We start from the raw sequence: 16693 nt of genomic DNA on the forward strand, positions 1-16693 counted from the left end.
CAAGTTTGCCGTCAAACGAGGGGAATGTCGTCGAGGTATTTCTCGGCGTCCAGTGCGGCCATGCAGCCAGCCCCTGCGGACGTCACTGCCTGGCGGTACACGTGATCGGCCACGTCGCCTGCGGCAAAGACACCGGGAATCTCCGTAGCGGTGGCATCACCTTCGTTGCCGCCTTTGACCAGCAGGTAGCCGTCGCGCATGGGCAGTTGGTCGATAAACAAGTCGGTATTGGGTTTGTGGCCAATGGCGATGAACACGCCGGCCACTGGCAGTTCGCTGGTTTCACCGGTGTGGCTGTCGCGCAGGCGGGCGCCGGTCACGCCGCTGGCGTCGCCCAGAATTTCATCCAGATGCTGATTCCAGTGCAGGCGGATATTGCCGTTGGCGGCCTTTTCGAAAAGCTTGTCCTGAAGGATTTTCTCCGAGCGCAGTTTGTCGCGCCGGTGGATCAGGTGGACTTCCTTGGCGATGTTCGATAGGTACAGGGCTTCTTCGACCGCGGTGTTGCCGCCGCCGACGACCGCGACCACTTGATTGCGATAGAAGAACCCGTCGCACGTAGCACACGCTGAAACGCCACGGCCGGCAAAGGTCTCCTCCGACGCCAGTCCCAGGTATTGCGCTGAAGCGCCGGTCGCAATGATCAGGGCGTCGCACGTATAGGTGCCGCCATCGCCGATCAGTTCGAAGGGGCGCTGCTGCAACTTGGCGGTATGAATGTGGTCGTAAACGATCTGTGTGTCGAAGCGTTCGGCGTGTTTTTGCATGCGTTCCATCAGCACCGGGCCGGTAAGGCCTTCGACGTCGCCGGGCCAGTTATCGACTTCGACGGTGGTGGTTAGCTGGCCACCTGCCTGTATGCCGGTAATGACAACGGGTTTGAGGTTGGCACGAGCGGCATAAACGGCTGCGCTGTAACCGGCAGGGCCAGAACCCAGAATGATCAGGCGGGAATGCTTCGCTTCGCTCATAAAAACACCTCATAAGCCTTTGTCACAAAAGAGAATGCATGCTCAAATTGAATCGCGCGTAACCTGCCTTTGGCTATGCTACATCCAAGGGCTTGAAGCATGGCATCGGGCGAACAAACCCGTACAATGCCTGCCTGTAACGGTGTTTGTAACAAAATAAGCAGTGCGTGCCGTGTTTAAAAAAACCAGGGCGCAGTGTTAAAAGTAGTCTCAGTTGCGCCTGTTAACTTTTTTACCTGCCTGGATTGGGCAGTTTTTTATAGTCAATCAACAGATGGACGCGCCACGGGCGCAGGAAAAGAAGCGTTTTGAAGAAATCCACCGCAGCACCCAAGACAGTCGTTCCGCTCTGGCGCCAGCATTTGCACTACCGGCTCAAGGAAGGTGCATTGATCGCCATCGGCGGCCTGTGCCTGTTCCTGATGATGGCCTTGTTGACGTATGGCAAGGACGATCCGGGCTGGAGCCACAACAGCAAGATCGAGGACGTGCAGAACTTCGGCGGACCGGTCGGTTCCTACAGCGCCGATATCCTGTTCATGGTGCTGGGTTATTTCGCCTATATCTTCCCGCTGTTGCTGGCGATCAAGGCGTATCAGATCTTCCGTCAGCGCCACGAAGCGTGGGAGTGGAGCGGCTGGCTCTTCTCTTGGCGCCTGATCGGCCTGGTGTTTCTGGTGCTGTCTGGCGCGGCCCTGGCACATATCCATTTTCACGCGGCGACCGGTCTGCCGGCCGGCGCTGGCGGTGCGTTGGGCGAAAGCCTTGGCGATCTGGCCAGGAACGCCCTGAACATTCAGGGCAGCACGTTGTTGTTCATCGCGTTGTTCCTGTTCGGCCTGACCGTGTTCACCGACCTGTCATGGTTCAAGGTGATGGACGTCACCGGCAAGATTACCCTCGACCTGCTGGAACTGTTCCAGGGCGCGGCCAATCGCTGGTGGGCCGCCCGTGTCGAACGCAAGCAACTGGTTGCGCAATTGCGTGAAGTCGACGATCGCGTACATGACGTGGTCGCGCCGACGGTCACCGACAAACGCGAGCAGGCCAAGGTCAAGGAACGCCTGATCGAGCGTGAACAAGCGTTGAGCAAACACATGTCGGACCGCGAGAAGCAGGTGCCGCCTGTGATCGCCCCCGCGCCGCCCAAACCGGCAGCGCCGAGCAAACGCGTGGAAAAAGAGAAGCAGGCGCCGCTGTTCGTCGACAGCGCCGTCGAAGGCACCTTGCCGCCGATCTCGATCCTCGATCCGGCAGAAAAGAAACAACTCAATTACTCCCCGGAATCCCTGGCGGCCGTCGGCCATTTGCTGGAAATCAAGCTCAAGGAATTCGGCGTCGAAGTCTCGGTGGATTCGATTCACCCAGGCCCGGTGATTACCCGTTACGAAATCCAGCCCGCCGCCGGGGTCAAGGTCAGCCGCATTTCCAACCTGGCAAAAGACCTGGCGCGTTCCCTGGCCGTGACCAGTGTGCGGGTGGTGGAAGTGATTCCCGGCAAGACCACCGTCGGTATCGAGATTCCCAACGAAGACCGCCAGATCGTGCGCTTCTCCGAAGTACTGTCGACGCCCGAGTACGACAACTTCAAGTCGCCTGTCACCTTGGCCTTGGGCCACGACATCGGCGGCAAGCCGGTCATCACCGACCTGGCGAAAATGCCTCACTTGCTGGTGGCTGGTACGACCGGTTCCGGTAAGTCGGTGGGTGTGAACGCGATGATCCTGTCGATCCTGTTCAAGTCCGGCCCGGAAGACGCCAAGCTGATCATGATCGACCCGAAAATGCTTGAGCTGTCGATCTACGAAGGCATTCCGCACCTGCTGTGCCCGGTGGTCACCGACATGAAAGATGCGGCCAACGCCCTGCGCTGGAGCGTGGCGGAGATGGAGCGTCGATACAAACTGATGGCGAAAATGGGCGTACGAAACCTGTCGGGCTTCAACGCCAAGGTCAAGGAAGCCCAGGACGCTGGTACACCGTTGACCGATCCTTTGTACAAGCGCGAAAGCATTCACGACGAAGCACCGCTGCTGACCAAGCTGCCAACCATCGTTGTGGTGGTCGACGAATTCGCCGACATGATGATGATCGTCGGCAAGAAGGTTGAAGAACTGATTGCCCGTATTGCCCAGAAGGCCCGTGCGGCCGGTATCCACTTGATTCTCGCGACCCAGCGTCCGTCGGTTGACGTGATTACCGGTCTGATCAAGGCGAACATCCCGACGCGCATGGCGTTCCAGGTGTCGAGCAAGATCGATTCGCGGACCATCATCGACCAGGGCGGTGCCGAACAATTGCTGGGCCACGGCGACATGCTCTACATGCCGCCAGGCACCAGCCTGCCGATTCGCGTTCACGGTGCGTTCGTGTCCGATGACGAGGTTCACCGGGTGGTGGAAGCCTGGAAGCTGCGTGGCGCGCCGGAATACAACGACGAGATCCTGGCCGGTGTCGAAGAAGCCGGCAGTGGCTTTGAAAATGGCGGCGGTGGCGGTGACGACGATGCTGAAACCGATGCTCTGTACGACGAAGCCGTCCAGTTCGTTCTGGAAAGCCGCCGCGCCTCCATCTCTGCGGTTCAGCGCAAGCTGAAAATCGGCTACAACCGCGCCGCGCGCATGATCGAAGCCATGGAAATGGCCGGGGTCGTGACGTCCATGAATACCAACGGTTCGCGTGAAGTCCTGGCCCCGGGCCCGGTACGCGACTGATTTGAATTGAAAGGGTGTCGCGGCATGCGACGCCCGTACTCCCACGAATGTTATGAGGACTCCCATGCGTCTTATCCGCATGCTGTTGCTGCCGGTACTGGCTTTGACCACGCTCTCGGCTCACGCCGATGACAAGGACGTGGCGCGCCTGACCCAATTGCTGGAAACGTCCAAGACCCTGACTGCACGCTTTTCGCAACTGACCCTCGATGGCAGCGGCACCCAATTGCAGGAAACCGCCGGTGACATGTCGCTGCAACGCCCAGGCCTGTTTTACTGGCACACCAACGCACCCGCTGAACAAACGATGGTTTCCGACGGCAAGAAGGTCACCCTGTGGGACCCGGACCTTGAACAGGTCACCATCAAGACCCTCGACCTGCGCCTGACCCAGACGCCAGCCCTGTTGTTGTCGGGTGACGTGTCCAAGATCAGCCAGAGCTTCGATATCAGCGCCAAGGAAGCGGGCGGTGTGATCGACTTCACCTTGAAGCCGAAAACCAAGGACACGCTGTTTGACAGCCTGCGCCTGTCGTTCCGCAACGGTCTGGTCAATGACATGCAACTGATCGACAGTGTCGGCCAGCGCACCAACATCCTGTTCACCGGCGTGAAGGCCAACGAGCCGATCCCGGCATCCAAGTTCAAGTTCGACATCCCCAAGGGTGCGGACGTGATCCAGGAATAAGAGCAGTACATAGAACCTGTGGGAGCGAGCTTGCTCGCGATTAGGGCATTACATTCAGCATCAATGCTGATTGCCCCGACGCCATCGCGAGCACGCTCGCTCCCACAAGTACTGCGGTGTTCTCAGTGAGGTTTCTACGTAGTGATGGACCTGTTTCGCAGTGCCCCGATTGCTCAGCCCCTGGCCGCTCGACTGCGTGCGGCCAATCTGGACGAGTACGTCGGTCAGGAACACCTGCTCGCTCGCGGCAAGCCTTTGCGCGAAGCCCTGGAGCAGGGTGCCCTGCACTCGATGATTTTCTGGGGACCGCCGGGTGTGGGCAAGACCACCCTGGCGCGCTTGCTGGCGGAAGTCTCGGATGCGCACTTCGAAACAGTCTCGGCGGTGCTGGCTGGCGTGAAAGAGATCCGTCAGGCGGTGGAAATCGCCAAGCAGCAGGCCGGGCAATACGGCAAGCGGACCATCCTGTTCGTCGATGAAGTGCATCGCTTCAACAAATCGCAGCAGGATGCGTTTCTGCCCTACGTTGAAGACGGCACGCTGATTTTCATCGGCGCGACCACTGAAAACCCCTCGTTCGAACTCAATAACGCCTTGCTCTCGCGGGCGCGTGTCTACGTGCTCAAAAGCCTCGACGAAGCGGCCCTGCGCAAACTGGTGCATCGCGCGCTGACCGAAGAGCGTGGCTTGGGCAAGCGGCAACTGACCCTCAGCGATGAAGGTTTCCAGATGCTGTTGTCCGCCGCCGATGGCGATGGTCGTCGTTTGCTCAACCTGCTGGAAAACGCCTCGGACCTGGCTGAAGACAACAGCGAGATCGGCATCGATTTGCTGCAAAGCCTGCTCGGCGATACCCGGCGCCGTTTCGACAAGGGCGGCGAGGCGTTCTACGACCAGATATCGGCGCTGCATAAATCCGTGCGCGGCTCCAATCCCGATGGCGCGTTGTATTGGTTCGCGCGGATGATCGATGGTGGTTGCGACCCGTTGTACCTGGCCCGGCGCGTGGTGCGCATGGCCAGCGAAGACATCGGCAACGCCGACCCGCGCGCCCTGAGCCTGTGCCTGGCAGCGTGGGAAGTACAGGAGCGCCTCGGCAGCCCTGAAGGCGAGTTGGCAGTGGCCCAGGCCATCACTTATCTGGCGTGCGCGCCGAAAAGCAACGCGGTGTACATGGGCTTCAAAGCCGCGATGCGCAGCGCCACCGAACACGGTTCGCTCGAAGTGCCGCTGCACCTGCGCAACGCACCGACCAAGCTGATGAAACAATTGGGTTATGGCGATGAATACCGCTATGCCCACGATGAGCCAGACGCGTACGCCGCGGGCGAAGACTATTTCCCGGAAGAACTCGAGCCACAACCGTTCTATCAACCGGTGCCGCGCGGCCTGGAGTTGAAGATCGGCGAAAAGCTCAACCACCTTGCACAACTGGACCGTCTAAGCCCCCGGCAGCGGAGAAAATAGTGATTCCTCTGGTTATAGCGGTCTCCATCGGCGGTGTTGCCGGCACATTGTTGCGCTTCGCCACCGGCAATTGGGTCAACGCAAATTGGCCGCGACACTTCTATACCGCGACACTCGCCGTTAATATCGTGGGCTGTCTGCTGATCGGCGTTCTATACGGTCTGTTTTTGATTCGCCCGGAGGTGCCTTTCGAGGTGCGTGCCGGGCTGATCGTCGGCTTCCTCGGGGGGCTGACGACTTTTTCATCCTTTTCACTGGATACGGTGCGCCTGCTGGAAAGCGGGCAGGTGCCGCTGGCCCTGGGCTATGCTGCGATCAGCGTATTCGGCGGTCTGCTCGCCACCTGGGCCGGCCTGTCCTTGACCAAACTTTGATAAACGAGAAACCGACATGCTCGATTCCAAACTGTTACGTAGCAACCTTCAGGACGTAGCGGACCGCCTGGCATCCCGTGGCTACACGCTGGATGTGGCGCGCATCGAAGCGCTGGAAGAACAGCGCAAGACCGTCCAGACCCGTACCGAAGCGCTGCAGGCTGAGCGTAATGCGCGTTCCAAATCCATCGGCCAGGCCAAACAGCGCGGCGAAGACATCGCGCCTTTGATGGCGGCCGTCGAGCGCATGGCAAGCGAGTTGAGCATCGGTAAAGTCGAGCTGGACACGATCCAGACCGAGCTGGATTCGATTCTGCTGGGTATCCCGAACCTGCCCCACGAATCGGTGCCGATTGGCGACGATGAAGATGGCAACGTCGAAGTCCGTCGCTGGGGCACCCCGACGGCGTTCGATTTCCCGGTCCTGGACCATGTTGCGCTGGGCGAGAAGTTCGGCTGGCTGGATTTCGAAACCGCCGCCAAGCTGTCCGGCGCCCGTTTCGCGCTGTTGCGTGGCCCGATCGCTCGCATGCACCGCGCTCTGGCGCAGTTCATGATCAACCTGCACACCAGCGAACACGGTTATGAAGAGGCTTACACGCCGTATCTGGTCCAGGCGCCAGCGCTGCAAGGCACCGGCCAGTTGCCGAAATTCGAAGAAGACCTGTTCAAGATCAGCCGCGAAGGCGAAGCCGATCTGTACCTGATCCCGACTGCAGAAGTATCGCTGACCAACATCGTTGCCGGCGAGATCGTCGATTCGAAACTGCTGCCGATCAAGTTCGTGGCGCACACGCCGTGCTTCCGCAGTGAGGCCGGTGCGTCGGGTCGCGATACGCGCGGCATGATCCGTCAACACCAGTTCGACAAAGTCGAAATGGTCCAGATCGTTGAGCCGTCGACGTCGATGGACGCGCTGGAAGGCCTGACCGCCAACGCCGAGAAAGTCCTGCAACTGCTGCAACTGCCGTATCGCACGATTGCCCTGTGCACCGGCGACATGGGTTTCAGCGCGGTCAAGACCTACGACCTGGAAGTGTGGATCCCGAGCCAGGACAAGTACCGCGAAATTTCGTCGTGCTCCAACTGCGGCGACTTCCAGGCCCGTCGTATGCAAGCGCGTTTCCGCAACCCGGAAACCGGCAAGCCTGAGCTGGTTCACACCCTCAACGGTTCCGGCCTGGCGGTCGGTCGTACTCTGGTGGCGGTGCTGGAAAACTACCAGCAGGCCGACGGTTCGATCCGTGTACCGGACGTGCTGAAGCCGTACATGGGTGGCCTCGAGGTCATCGGCTAAATGGACTATCTGCCGCTGTTTCACAACCTTCGCGGCAGTCGTGTGTTGGTCGTCGGCGGGGGGGAAATTGCCTTGCGCAAATCCCGCCTGCTGGCCGAAGCCGGTGCGCTGCTGCGGGTAGTTGCACCTGAAATCGAACCGCAACTGCGCGAGCTGGTTGTCGGCAGCGGTGGCGAGTGCCTGGTACGGGGTTATGTCGAGTCGGACCTCGACGGTTGCGGGCTGATCATTGCCGCCACCGACGACGAACCGCTCAACGCGCAGGTCTCCGCCGATGCCCATCGGCGTTGCGTGCCGGTCAACGTGGTGGATGCGCCCGCCTTGTGCAGCGTGATCTTCCCGGCGATCGTCGACCGATCCCCATTGATCATTGCGGTATCCAGTGGCGGCGACGCACCGGTGCTGGCGCGGTTGATCCGCGCCAAGCTGGAAACCTGGATACCGTCCACCTACGGTCAACTGGCCGGCCTGGCGGCGCGTTTTCGCACTCAGGTCAAAGGCTTGTTCCCGGATGTGCAGCAACGTCGGGCGTTCTGGGAAGATGTGTTCCAGGGCCCGATTGCCGATCGACAACTGGCCGGGCAGGGCGCCGAAGCCGAGCGCTTGATGCTGGCGAAAATCAGCGGCGAAGCGCCGCTTGCTACCGGTGAAGTCTATTTGGTGGGCGCGGGGCCGGGAGATCCTGATCTGCTGACCTTCCGCGCCTTGCGCCTGATGCAGCAAGCCGATGTGGTGCTGTATGACCGCCTGGTTGCACCGGCCATCCTCGATTTGTGCCGTCGCGATGCCGAGCGAGTCTACGTCGGCAAGCGCCGCGCCGATCATGCCGTGCCTCAGGATCAGATCAACCAGCAATTGGTCGATCTGGCCAAACAAGGCAAGCGTGTGGTGCGACTGAAGGGCGGTGACCCGTTCATCTTCGGGCGCGGTGGTGAAGAGATCGAAGAACTGGCGGCCCACGGCATCCCGTTCCAGGTCGTCCCGGGTATCACGGCGGCCAGTGGTTGCGCGGCGTATGCCGGGATTCCGCTGACGCACCGTGATTACGCGCAGTCAGTGCGGTTTGTCACCGGGCATCTCAAGGACGGCTCTACCGATTTGCCATGGGGCGACCTGGTCGCACCGGCGCAGACCCTGGTGTTTTATATGGGGTTGGTAGGTTTGCCGATCATTTGCGAGCAGTTGATCAAGCATGGTCGCGCAGCCGATACCCCGGCGGCGTTGATCCAGCAGGGCACGACGGTCAACCAGCGGGTGTTTACCGGCACCCTGGCCGATCTTCCACGGCTGGTGGCGGAGCACGAAGTGCATGCGCCGACCCTGGTGATCGTTGGGGAAGTGGTGCAACTGCGCGAGAAACTGGCGTGGTTCGAAGGGGCTCAGGCGCAAGTCTAGAAACCGCGTCGCTCCCATCGCCAGCAGGCTGGCTCCCACAGAGATTTGTGTCGTTCACAGATCTCCTGTGGGAGCCAGCCTGCTGGCGATTGGGGGCCTTAAAAACGGCACAAATCTCAGGCTTTACGCCAAACCCCTTTCCCGCTCAACCGCTCCCGATCATGGGGCGCGGTGAAGTCCTGCGCCGGACCCTTGGGCACAACACCCGTCGGGTTAATGGTTTTGTGGCTGCCGTAATAGTGATTTTTGATGTGCTGGAAATCCACCGTTTCGGCAATCCCCGGCCATTGATACATTTCCCGCAGCCAGTTCGACAGATTCGGATAATCGGCAATCCGCCGCAGGTTGCACTTGAAGTGCCCGTGGTAGACCGCATCAAAACGAATCAGCGTGGTGAACAACCGAATGTCGGCTTCCGTCAGGTATTCGCCGACGAGGTAACGGTTCTCGCTCAACAGCAGTTCGAGCCGATCCAGTTCGGCGAACACATCATCGAAGGCTTCTTCATAAGCGCTCTGAGAGGTGGCAAACCCTGCGCGGTAGACGCCGTTGTTCACGGCTGGATAAATCCGCTCGTTCAGCGCGTCGATCTCGCCGCGCAGTGGCGCCGGATAGAAGTCCAGGTCATTGCCGGTCAGTTCATCGAAGGCGCCATTGAACATGCGGATGATCTCCGCCGATTCATTGTTGACGATGCGGTTCTGCTGCTTGTCCCACAGCACCGGCACGGTGACACGGCCGGTGTAGTCGGCGGTATCGGCGGTGTAGCGCTGGTGCATGAATTTGAAATGATCGAGCTTGTCACCGGTCGAGCCGAGGCTCTGGTCAAAGGTCCAGCCGTTTTCCAGCATCAACCAACTGACCACCGACACGTCGATCAGGTTTTCAAGGCCTTTGAGTTTGCGCAGGATCAGCGTGCGATGCGCCCAGGGACAGGCGAGGGACACGTAAAGGTGATAGCGCCCAGCCTCGGCGGCAAAGCCACCGACACCGGTCGGGCCGGGCTTGCCGTCGGCAGTCAGCCAGTTGCGGCGTTGCGCCTGTTCACGCTGGAACGCGCCGTCCTTGCTGCTTTCGTACCACTGGTCCTGCCAGCGACCTTCAACTAACAAACCCATGTCCAAGACTCCTTAACCGATAAGCGTTGGAGAGGAGTCTATTCGGATAGGTTCGATAAAAAAGCGCAAATGTTAGCGGGTTATGATCGGTTAAATAGATCTATCCCGCGCGTCCCAATACTGTTGTGCGGTTTCGAAGGCTTGCTCGCGCGATTGACCGAGCCCGCGCAGCGCCAGGGCCATCGTCGAAATCAGGGCCATTTGCGGATAGCTGTCGACCACATCGCCGCGCCATACGGCTTTCAAGTGCTCTGGATCGAGCGAGGCCGGTTTGACATGGCGCTGCGTCGACATCTGCGGCCATTCCTCGTCCCAGCTTTCGCCGCCGGTGGTGCCGTACAAGTGACTGTCGGCGTCCGGGTTGATCTCGATTTCGCCGCCATCGCCCTTGACCACGATTGCGGTATCACCGAGCAAGCCGCTCGCATCGCGATGCACGGCCTGATAACCGGGATGGAAAATGCTTTGCAGGCCACAGCGGGCGCCTAGCGGATTGAGAATCCGCGTCAGCGAATGAATCGGCGAACGCAGGCCCAACGTGTTGCGCAGGTCGATCATGCGTTGCAGTTGCGGCGCCCAATCCACCAGCGGCATGAAGGCCAGACCGCCCCGGTCCAGCGCTTCGCCGACCTGCTGCCAGTTGCGGCACAGCGGGATGTTCAACTGATCCAGCAACTGTTCGCTGTACAGCCGGCCGGCCGTGTGTGCGCCAGCGCCATGCATGAAGATGCGCACGCCGTTCTGCGCCAGGCACTTGGCGGCCAGCAGATACCACGGCAGGTGGCGCTTCTTGCCCGCATACGTCGGCCAGTCCAGATCGACCGCCAGCGCCGGCGGGTTCAGCCGTTCACGCAAGGCTTCGGTGAACCCGGCCATTTCCTCGGCGCTTTCTTCCTTGTGCCGCAGCAACATCAGAAATGCACCAAGCTGGGTGTCTTCGACCTTGTCGTCGAGCACCATGCCCATGGCTTCGCGAGCTTCGATCCGGGTCAGGTCACGAGCGCCACGCTTGCCCTTGCCGAGGATGCGCACGAACTGGGCGAAAGGGTGTTCGGCGGGCGTTTCGAGGGTCAGCGCTGGAGAGTCGGTCATAAACAATTCGTCGGTTTGGGCAGGCCCGCCAGTTTCGCGGCGAGTTTGGCAGGGGTGCCTTTGAACAGTCGGTTCAGGTGCAGGCTGTTGCCTTTTTCCGGGCCGAGCTTCAGTGCGGTGTACTTGATCAACGGACGGGTCGCAGGCGACAGCTGGAATTCGTCGTAGAAACGGCGCAGCAGCTCGAGCACTTCCCAGTGTTCCGGGCTCAACTCGATGTCTTCGGCGGCGGCGAGGGCGGTGGCCACCTCGTTGGACCAGTCGCTCAGATCGACCAGGAAACCGTCCTTGTCCAGTTCAATGGCGCGGGCGCCGACGGTCAGGGAATTCATAGCCAACTGTTGACCTTGTCATAGTGAATCGACAGCTCGACGAAGGCCGGGTAATCGATTGCCTTGACCGCGTCAGGAATCTCCAGCGCACGAGCCTGGGCGTCTTCGGCCAGTGCGAACAGTTTCAAACTACGGGCATTCAGCGCATTGAACGGCGCTGTGCCGGGTTGCAACGCATACACCGCGTCGCCGGTCAGCAACAGCGCATCGTTCGCGCCAATCACCCGCAGGCAACTGGTCAGGCGGTCGTCGCCGAATGGGGAATGAGACAACACGTGCAAAGTCGACATCAGAGGGTGATCACCTGGTCGTAACGGTCAATAAGCGCAGTGATTTGCTCGGCAGCCAGCACCTGGGCTTCTTCAAGCGAGAAACAGGTCGGGTCCAGGCCACGTTCTGCAGCGCTGTCGGCACAGACAAACAGCTCTTCAACACCGAACATCGGCAGCGCTTGCAGGTTGGCGCTCAGGTCTTTTTGCTGCAGGGCCTTGGCGTCCTGTTTGGCGGCGAGCTGAAACACGCCGTCATCGAGAAACAGCAAACCGATCGGCAGATCGAAAGCACCGCCGGCCAGCACGATGTCCAGCGCTTCGCGCGCGTTCGGCCCGGACCACGGTGCCTGACGGCTGATAATCAACAAGGACTTGGGCATCTCACGCGCCTCCGAAACAGATCAGGCGGTCGGCGTCCTGCACGGCGTCATGCAGCTGGCCCAGACCGGATAATTCCCACGGCGCGCCGACCGACACAGCCTCGCGCTGATAGCGTCCGGCTTCTTCTTCGTTCAGCACACCACGGCGCAGGGCGGCAGCGATGCAGACAACGCCATCCAGTTGATGCTCAGTGACAAAGACGCGCCATTGCTTGGGCAAGTCCAGTTCATCCTGGGGCGTGACCACGCTGCCTGAGGCGTTATAAACGCCGTCCTGATAGAAAAACAGCCGGACAATTTCATGCCCGCCCGCCAGTGCGGCCTGGGCGAACAGCAAGGCGCGGCGCGAGGAGGGCGCATGGGCGGCGGAAAACAGCGCGATGGCGAACTTCATGACGGACTCGATCAGCAAAACTGTGGCCATGATAAAGCTTTATCGGCGAGGCGGCGAAGGGCGTTTTGATCATTGACCGAGTCGCCGCCATCGCGAGCAGGCTCGCTCCCACAGGGGTTTTGTGGCGAATATCGATTTCGTGTACGACATTAATCCCTTGTGGGAGCGAGCCTGCTCGCGATGGCGGTCTGGCAGGCACCGCTCAGCGCGGCATATAGCCCAACTGCCAACGCCGCGGAATGCTCAACGACAGCACCCCAAGCGCCGCAGCCAGCAATCCGCTGGCAAACAACGCCTTGAGCCCTAGTTGATGTTCCAGCACGGCACCCAGCACGGCGCCAGCAAACATGCCCGTCCAGGGAATCAACTGAACCCTCCAGCCATTGCGCCGTTCGCCGAGTATCCAGCGCCCCAGACCACGACCGAAGCGCGACAGGGCGCCGGTCACGTAGGTGAGGCCGACCGGCAGACCGTTCACTTCTTCCACCGCCGCATTGAGCATGCCCATGGCGATGATGGCTGCGAGCAACGCCGGCAATTGTTCGTCATAAGGCCAGGCAGCGGCGCCGCAAAGCAGCATGGCGATGCACAGTAATAACGGCAGTGCCCGTCGCCCGCCCAGACGACTGATCACAATGCCCAAGGCGTTGCCGACGACAAAGGTGGCCACAAGGATCAACAGGCGCAAGGTCAGCCCGAGATTGCCGTCGCTGATGGCGACGGCAAGGCGGGTGGTATTGCCGCTCATGAAGGAAACAAAGTCACCGCTGGCCATGAAGCCGATGGCATCGGTCATGCCAGCGAGCACCGAGAGTGCAGCGACCAGCGACATGCCGATGCGGCCGCGCCATTTGCGGGCGTGCAGATGGCCCGGACTGGCGCGGGTACTTGAAGGAGACGGTAGCATCGGTTGAGGCATCCTTGAGCGGGGGCGGTTACTTGCTCAACCCATATAACTCACAATATTCCAGCCAGTCCAGACCCGCCATCTCAGCCACTTCCTTGTGTACTTCCATTCGCTGAGTCTCGTAGTCCTCAGGCGTGTCGACAGTCAGTTTCAGCGTCAGCTCCCAGGCAAACAAACCCAGGCGTTCGGCTTCGGCTTCGAACGCTTCATGCAAGCGCTCCTCGCGGTATTGCGCGGCGGTCTCGCCTTTGGCCTGGGCCAACAGCGGATTGAGGTTGTCGAGTTCTTGGCGCAGCTCGGGGTGCTCGTCGAGAAATTTCTCCAGCGCCCGTTCGTGTTGCTGTTCGGTTGCCGCCATGGTCACTCCTTGAGGCTGCTTTTATGAAGATTGCTTCTTGCTGGCCTTGGCCGCAGCGGCCAGGCACTCGAGTGCAAACTGCTCGGGGTATGTCATCTGGATCGGCGTGGTTTCGCCCTTGACGGTCCGTTCGCCGTCGAGGATGTAGCGAATCCGTTTGTCGGTGACGCCAATTCGCTTGGCGATCCAGGAAGGGGTCTGACCGATCTGGCTGATCAGCTTGTCAGCGTATTCAGCGGTCGGTTTGTAATACTCGGCGTTGGGTGTCATGGACGTTCCAGAAAAATAAGCCCGAAGAAAGGGCGATGCGACGGCAATTGCGCGACAGGGTGCGCGAATCGTCCGTCGATGTCGCGCTATAAATGAAGTAAAGCAGAACGATACGCCGTGCCACGGTGATACAGTCCGCTTTTTCTTGATGAGCGAACGCGATGCGAATTCTGATGGTGGCGCTGGCCGTAACGTTGCTGGCCGGATGCGCCGGTTCGGTGATGAACGATGCCCGCACCAAAGCCCCTTACAAAACCCTGAAATCGGACAAACCGGAAAAAGTCGTCGCGCAGTGCGTGCAGTTTTCCTGGCAGGACGAGGCGGTGTTCGGTGTCGATGCCGCTGCTTACCTGCAGTCGGGTGAGAAGGGTGGGACCACGGTCTACACGCGCTCGGCGGAGTCGTTTGTCGACGTCACGACCGATGCTTCTGGAACCGTGCTGAGTTACTACGCGCAGCATGACGACTTTGTCGCCAAGCGCCGTCTGGCTGCGCTGGCAACCTGCCTCTGAGGCCGACGCAGTACCCCTGTGGGAGCGAGCCTGCTCGCGATAGCGGCTTATCATTCAACATTGATAGCGATTGACAGGCCGCCATCGCGAGCAGGCTCACTCCCACAGGAGTTTGCGCTATTTCGTCACAGGCGCTTCTGGAAAAACAGGCGCTTGTGCCCCGGCGGATAGTCGACAATCTGGCCCAGCTCGCTGTAGCCCAGCTTCTGGTAGAACCCCGGCGCCTGAAAGTCGAACGTGTCGAGCCACACCCCAACGCATTCCTTCTCCCGCGCCACGTCTTCGGCCATTCGCATCAACTTCGAGCCCAGGCCTTGTCCCCGGGCCTGTTCCGGCACCGACAGCAATTCGATGAACATCCACTGGTAAAACACCCGAGCGTAGAGTCCGCCGAGGATCTCGCCGCTTTCGTCACGCACCAGTAACGCAATGGGTTCCTGCATCGAGACGCCGGCCTTTGAGGCGTTATAAGCGCGCAATGGCAAAAGGATCGCTTGCCGCTCTTCATCTGTGGGGTTTTGCGAGCGTTCAATGCGCAGGGTCATCAGCTACATCCTTATGGCTTTGGGAATAACGATCCCCAAGCCTATCCCGGCAGGTGGTCGTTGTTCCAGCCCTTCAGGTGGAACCCTCGCTCGCGCCCGGATGTCTAGCCTAAACAGCGTCATTCCAGAACGCAGCCGATGAGGATCCCCCGTGAATATTTTTGAAGCCCTGCGTGAAAGCCACGACCGTCAACGCACCTATGCCGACGCGCTGATCAAGACCAGTGGCGACACCCCGGAGCGGGTCGAGGCTTACAAACAGCTCAAGTCCGAATTGCAGGCCCACGAAACCGCGGAAGAGCGGCATTTCTACATCCCGCTGATGGAGTTCGACAACGGCGTCGACCTGAGCCGTCATGCCATCTCCGAGCACCACGAAATGGACGAAATGATGGAAGAGCTGGATGAGACAGAGATGTCCAGCCCGGCCTGGCTCGCGACTGCCAAGAAGCTTTGCGAGAAGGTTCATCACCACCTGAAGGAGGAAGAGCAGAAGTTCTTCCAGATGGCCGGCAAGCTGCTCGATGACAAGCAGAAAGAGACGTTGGCTGGCCAGTACGTAAAGGAATACAAGGCTCAGCTTTCCTGATCGAATCCGGGCGCCCGGTTGGCACTTTGGGGCGTAGTCCTTTTGCTATGCCGCGAGTAAGCGCTAGCTCAGACAACTGGTTATACATCCAGTATTTGTTTGGTGTTGGTTTGAGACGTCATGCAGCCACGGTTTTTGGTCCCATGGACAAAAAAACTGGCTCCGTTAGCTTGAAGGCCTCTCCTCGGGAAGGAGAGTTCTCAAGTCAACGGAGTGAAAAGATGAACCAACCACACGCTCAAACCCAACTGCGGCATGGCCGCGTCACTTCCCCAGCAAGCCGTGGCTCGGTCGCCGTGGAGCTGGGGCTGCTGGGCAACTGGCAAGTCAACGAAATGGAAGGTGGCAAGAACTTCCCGGCATTGATGGCCGGGCCTTTCCCGGCGCCTTACCAGACAGACAGCGACAGTGTCGCTCCGCCTGGCGATGGTCATATCCTCAGCGGCGGTAAGGTCGATGTGCGTGACTGCCTCAATTTCACCAACGAAGAAATGAGCCTCAAGCTCAACCGACGGTTCACCTGGCCGATGCTGAACGTCAATCCGGGTCAGACCTTTAACGTCACCTGGGAATACTCCGCGCCCCACGTCACCCGTGGCTACAGCTGGTTCATCACCCGGGACGGCTGGAACCCGAAACAGCGGATCAGCCGTGCGCAGCTTGAGCCGACATCGTTTTTCGACGATTTCTACACGCAGGTGCCGTATTACAGTCATTCCGCCGAGATGAAAGCCAAGGTCAATCACCAAGTTGCTTTGCCGGGCAACAAGAAGGGCCATCATGTCATTGTGCTGATGTGGATCGTGGCCAACACCGGGAACGCGTTCTATCAAGCGTTCGATGTGGACTTCAAGTGACAGGCCGGTAATAAGGTCCGGTAGTCATGCCTGATGCTGTTCGCTCAAGAATGATATGGGGTTGGGGTTGGGGTTGGGTACATATCCGTTTCTGCGGTCATGGCCACTATTGGTTCCGCCCTGACGGCGGGTCACTTGGAAGAGCGCCAAGTAACCAAGCG

The 16693-nt window shown here is 59.9% G+C and carries 20 protein-coding genes; 9 read left to right on the forward strand and 11 right to left on the reverse strand.

All coding sequences use genetic code 11. The features are described 5' to 3' along the window. Positions 1–11: 11 nt before the first annotated feature. Positions 12–971: a thioredoxin-disulfide reductase gene (gene trxB, locus QRN31_RS22880; RefSeq protein ID WP_285434709.1), complete on the reverse strand. Its 960-nt coding sequence runs from the start codon at positions 969–971 to the stop codon at positions 12–14. Positions 972–1279: 308 nt separating this feature from the next. Between trxB and QRN31_RS22885 the strand changes: the two genes are divergently transcribed. The 6 genes from QRN31_RS22885 (at position 1280) to cysG (ending at position 8906) form a co-directional block, all read left to right on the forward strand. Next, on the forward strand, positions 1280–3685 hold the full coding sequence (locus QRN31_RS22885; RefSeq protein WP_208669027.1) for a DNA translocase FtsK: 2406 nt from the start codon (positions 1280–1282) through the stop codon (positions 3683–3685). 64 nt (positions 3686–3749) lie between these two features. Beyond that, on the forward strand, positions 3750–4373 hold the full coding sequence (gene lolA, locus QRN31_RS22890; RefSeq protein WP_054053642.1) for an outer membrane lipoprotein periplasmic chaperone LolA: 624 nt from the start codon (positions 3750–3752) through the stop codon (positions 4371–4373). Positions 4374–4517: 144 nt separating this feature from the next. After that, positions 4518–5840 (forward strand): replication-associated recombination protein A, encoded by a 1323-nt coding sequence (locus QRN31_RS22895; RefSeq protein ID WP_010458909.1) that lies wholly within the window; start codon positions 4518–4520, stop codon positions 5838–5840. Next, entirely contained in the window at positions 5840–6214 is a 375-nt protein-coding gene (gene crcB / locus QRN31_RS22900) for a fluoride efflux transporter CrcB (protein WP_090185602.1), read from the forward strand. Before QRN31_RS22895 ends, crcB begins: the two co-directional genes overlap by 1 nt. 16 nt (positions 6215–6230) lie before the next feature. Further along, entirely contained in the window at positions 6231–7511 is a 1281-nt protein-coding gene (serS, locus tag QRN31_RS22905) for a serine--tRNA ligase (protein WP_285434711.1), read from the forward strand. Next, entirely contained in the window at positions 7512–8906 is a 1395-nt protein-coding gene (cysG, locus tag QRN31_RS22910) for a siroheme synthase CysG (RefSeq protein WP_285434713.1), read from the forward strand. A 116-nt stretch (positions 8907–9022) separates the two neighbouring features. Here the strand turns inward: cysG and QRN31_RS22915 are convergent, their stop codons facing one another. From QRN31_RS22915 to QRN31_RS22955, 9 genes are all read right to left on the reverse strand, one after another. Beyond that, entirely contained in the window at positions 9023–10024 is a 1002-nt protein-coding gene (locus tag QRN31_RS22915; RefSeq protein WP_285434714.1) for a glutathione S-transferase family protein, read from the reverse strand. A gap of 90 nt (positions 10025–10114) precedes the next feature. Beyond that, positions 10115–11116, reverse strand: a complete 1002-nt coding sequence (locus QRN31_RS22920) for a glycosyl transferase family protein (RefSeq protein WP_285434716.1) — start codon at positions 11114–11116, stop codon at positions 10115–10117. After that, complete coding sequence (locus tag QRN31_RS22925) at positions 11113–11448, reverse strand: TusE/DsrC/DsvC family sulfur relay protein (RefSeq protein WP_285434717.1); 336 nt, start codon at positions 11446–11448, stop codon at positions 11113–11115. The genes QRN31_RS22920 and QRN31_RS22925 overlap by 4 nt, the downstream gene beginning before the upstream one ends. Further along, positions 11445–11738, reverse strand: a complete 294-nt coding sequence (gene tusB, locus QRN31_RS22930) for a sulfurtransferase complex subunit TusB (RefSeq protein ID WP_285434719.1) — start codon at positions 11736–11738, stop codon at positions 11445–11447. The genes QRN31_RS22925 and tusB overlap by 4 nt, the downstream gene beginning before the upstream one ends. Beyond that, complete coding sequence (tusC, locus tag QRN31_RS22935) at positions 11738–12100, reverse strand: sulfurtransferase complex subunit TusC (protein ID WP_285434721.1); 363 nt, start codon at positions 12098–12100, stop codon at positions 11738–11740. Before tusC ends, tusB begins: the two co-directional genes overlap by 1 nt. A 1-nt stretch (position 12101) precedes the next feature. Further along, positions 12102–12494, reverse strand: a complete 393-nt coding sequence (tusD, locus tag QRN31_RS22940; RefSeq protein ID WP_285434723.1) for a sulfurtransferase complex subunit TusD — start codon at positions 12492–12494, stop codon at positions 12102–12104. A 202-nt stretch (positions 12495–12696) separates the two neighbouring features. Further along, a complete protein-coding gene (locus QRN31_RS22945) occupies positions 12697–13401 on the reverse strand; it encodes a YoaK family protein (protein ID WP_285434724.1) in 705 nt (234 codons plus the stop codon). A 28-nt stretch (positions 13402–13429) separates the two neighbouring features. Then, positions 13430–13759 (reverse strand): DUF6388 family protein, encoded by a 330-nt coding sequence (locus tag QRN31_RS22950; protein WP_285434726.1) that lies wholly within the window; start codon positions 13757–13759, stop codon positions 13430–13432. 21 nt (positions 13760–13780) lie between these two features. Next, positions 13781–14029 carry a hypothetical protein gene (locus tag QRN31_RS22955; protein ID WP_008154823.1) on the reverse strand — a complete coding sequence of 83 codons (249 nt, stop codon included), beginning with the start codon at positions 14027–14029 and terminating at the stop codon, positions 13781–13783. Between the two features lie 161 nt (positions 14030–14190). Between QRN31_RS22955 and QRN31_RS22960 the strand changes: the two genes are divergently transcribed. Continuing rightward, positions 14191–14541 carry a hypothetical protein gene (locus QRN31_RS22960; RefSeq protein WP_208669015.1) on the forward strand — a complete coding sequence of 117 codons (351 nt, stop codon included), beginning with the start codon at positions 14191–14193 and terminating at the stop codon, positions 14539–14541. A gap of 125 nt (positions 14542–14666) precedes the next feature. On the opposite strand, the gene QRN31_RS22965 is transcribed toward QRN31_RS22960, so the two are convergent. After that, positions 14667–15086 (reverse strand): GNAT family N-acetyltransferase, encoded by a 420-nt coding sequence (locus tag QRN31_RS22965; protein ID WP_285434729.1) that lies wholly within the window; start codon positions 15084–15086, stop codon positions 14667–14669. A 151-nt stretch (positions 15087–15237) separates the two neighbouring features. Between QRN31_RS22965 and QRN31_RS22970 the strand changes: the two genes are divergently transcribed. Both QRN31_RS22970 and QRN31_RS22975 read left to right on the forward strand, forming a co-directional pair. Then, entirely contained in the window at positions 15238–15675 is a 438-nt protein-coding gene (locus QRN31_RS22970; RefSeq protein ID WP_222587596.1) for a hemerythrin domain-containing protein, read from the forward strand. A gap of 221 nt (positions 15676–15896) precedes the next feature. Further along, on the forward strand, positions 15897–16532 hold the full coding sequence (locus QRN31_RS22975; RefSeq protein WP_285434731.1) for a lytic polysaccharide monooxygenase auxiliary activity family 9 protein: 636 nt from the start codon (positions 15897–15899) through the stop codon (positions 16530–16532). Positions 16533–16693 lie beyond the last annotated feature (161 nt).

This window comes from Pseudomonas sp. fls2-241-R2A-110 (assembly GCF_030209165.1).
Taxonomy (GTDB): Bacteria; Pseudomonadota; Gammaproteobacteria; order Pseudomonadales; family Pseudomonadaceae; genus Aquipseudomonas.